The 2,118-nt window shown below is 71.6% G+C and carries 4 protein-coding genes; 2 read left to right on the forward strand and 2 right to left on the reverse strand.

Going from position 1 to position 2,118, the window contains the following annotated elements:
- The coding region (locus AB0J09_RS63060; RefSeq protein ID WP_360713874.1) for a serine hydrolase at positions 1 to 654 on the forward strand (654 nt) is incomplete at its 5' end.
- On the opposite strand, the gene AB0J09_RS63065 is transcribed toward AB0J09_RS63060, so the two are convergent.
- The gene (locus AB0J09_RS63065; RefSeq protein ID WP_360713876.1) at positions 651 to 1,256 is read right to left on the reverse strand and encodes an MBL fold metallo-hydrolase; all 606 of its coding nucleotides are present in this window, start codon (positions 1,254 to 1,256) and stop codon (positions 651 to 653) included. The genes AB0J09_RS63060 and AB0J09_RS63065 overlap by 4 nt on opposite strands.
- Before the next feature lie 84 nt (positions 1,257 to 1,340).
- Positions 1,341 to 1,520 carry a hypothetical protein gene (locus AB0J09_RS63070; RefSeq protein ID WP_360713878.1) on the reverse strand — a complete coding sequence of 60 codons (180 nt, stop codon included), beginning with the start codon at positions 1,518 to 1,520 and terminating at the stop codon, positions 1,341 to 1,343.
- A gap of 72 nt (positions 1,521 to 1,592) precedes the next feature.
- Here AB0J09_RS63070 and AB0J09_RS63075 point away from each other — a divergent pair.
- Positions 1,593 to 2,118, forward strand: a 526-nt coding sequence (locus AB0J09_RS63075) for a LacI family DNA-binding transcriptional regulator (RefSeq protein ID WP_360713880.1), incomplete at its 3' end; no start/stop codon positions are given.

The following is a 2,118-nucleotide window of genomic DNA, read 5'->3' on the forward strand; positions in this document are numbered from 1 at the left end:
GTCATGACGGCGTACGTCGTGCTGCGCGAGGCCCAGCTGAGCGACACGATCACGATCAGCGCGGCCGACGTCAAGTACGCGAGCAGCAACGGCGCGACCACGGCGGCGCTGCGGAAGGGCGAGCGGCTCACGGTCAGGGACCTGCTGTACGGTCTTCTGCTGCCGTCGGGGGCGGATGCGGCCAGCGCCCTGGCGCGGCACTACGGTCCGGGCAAGACGGCGTTCGTCGCCAAGATGAACCGCACCGCCCGCTCCCTCGGCATGTCCGACACCCGCTACACCAACCCCGACGGCATGCCCACACCGGGCAACGGCGGCTATTCGACCGCGGTCGACCAGGTCAAGCTGGCGCAGCGGGCACTGGACGACAGCACCTTCGCGGCCGTGGTCGGGAGCAAGGCGCACAAGGTGGCCAAGACATCGGTGCACAGGGCGCACACCTGGCACAACTCGAACAAGCTGCTGTCGCGCGCCGACGAGGTGCTGGGCGTGAAGACCGGATACACGCGCGCCGCCGGATACTGCCTGCTCTTCGCCGGGGAGCGGAGCGGCAAGCGCGTGGTGGGCGTGCTGCTCAATGACCAGAACGAGCGCCGCTTCGAGACCGCCGAGCGGCTCCTGGACTACGCCGGGGAGCAGATCGCGGGCGGCTAACCGAGGGGGTAGGTGCGACCCTCGGCCCCCCACTCGCCGAACAGCGGGCGCTCGCCGCGGTCGATCGCCCGGATGGAGGGGCGGCCGATGTGGGCGAAGACCAGCCGCCCCACCTGGAGCTCGCGGGCCTGCCGCGCGACCTGGAGCACGCTCGCGTGCCCGCCCACGCCGCCGGCGAAGCGGATCGGCCGGTCCCAGCCCGCCGCGTCGGCGAACATCAGGTCCACCCCGGCCGCCCAGACGGGAAAGGTCCAGAACTCCGGCGCCCAGGCGGCGTGCGCCCGCTCCGTCCTGATCAGGTAGCCGTAGGTGGGATGTGAGGTGTGGCTGACCGGCAGCGGCACGATCTCCACGCCCTCGGCCTCGTACGCCGCCACCCCGGCGGTCATCCCGAGCGCCCGGGCCGCGCGGCGGATCTGAGGCATCAGTTCGGCGCGTTCGTCACAGACCAGCCAGCCGTCGAGCCGTTCACCGCCCGCGGCCTCGCCGCCTCCGTCGAACAGGACGCGGTGGCCCTGCCAGCCGGCCAGCAGCCCGGCGGGGCGGTAGCGCGGGGAGTTCATCGCGCCGACCCCCACCAGGCGCAGCCACACCGCCGTCATTCGCCGACCTTGGCCGTCCGCCGTTCGAGTTCGATACCTGTGCTCTTCATGGCACCAACACAGGTGCCCCCAGGAAGGCCGGCCTCACACAGCACGGCAGGCGGGATCCAGGCGATCCGCCGTCCACCTGAGCGAGTGCGCCACCCGTACCCGCACCTTGGCCCTCGGGTGGTCCGGCCGGCGCGGCGCCCCGGGGAGCGCTTCGCCCAGCGAATCCCGATAACCCATCGCCGTCTGATGGGCGAGGACTTGCATAGCGTCCATGACTCCTCCTTAATCAATTAAGACCTTAATCGATTAAGACAGGCCGGGCAAGCTCTTCGGTACGGTGGGACGATGGCCAGGGTGACACTGCAGACGATCGCCGACCGGCTGGGCGTGTCCCGGGCCACCGTGTCCTACGCGTTCTCCCGGCCCGACCAGCTCAGCGACGGGCTGCGACGGCGGATCATGGAGGTGGCCGACGAACTCGGCTACGCGGGTCCCAACCCGACCGCGCGCTCGCTCCGCCTGGGGCGGGCCGGGGCGCTCGGGCTGATCTTCAGCGAGACGCTGGCGTACGCGTTCGCCGACCCGTACGCGATCGGGTTCTTCCAGGGGCTGGCCACGGCGGCCGAGGACGCCGGGGTGGGGCTGCTCATCCTGCCGCTGCCGCACGGCGACCGGCGCAGCGAGACGGTCAGGGACGCGGTGGTCGACTCGTTCTGCGTGATGTCGCTGCCCGATGGGCATCCGGCGCTGGCCGAGGTGTTCGCCAGGAAGCTGCCCGTCGTGGTGGTGGACGAGCCGTACGTTCCGGGACACCCGTTCCTGGGGATCGACGAGCCCGCCGCCGCGGCCGCCGCCGCGCGGCACGTGCTCG

Source organism: Nonomuraea sp. NPDC049784, assembly GCF_040659615.1.
Classification (GTDB): Bacteria; Actinomycetota; Actinomycetes; order Streptosporangiales; family Streptosporangiaceae; genus Nonomuraea.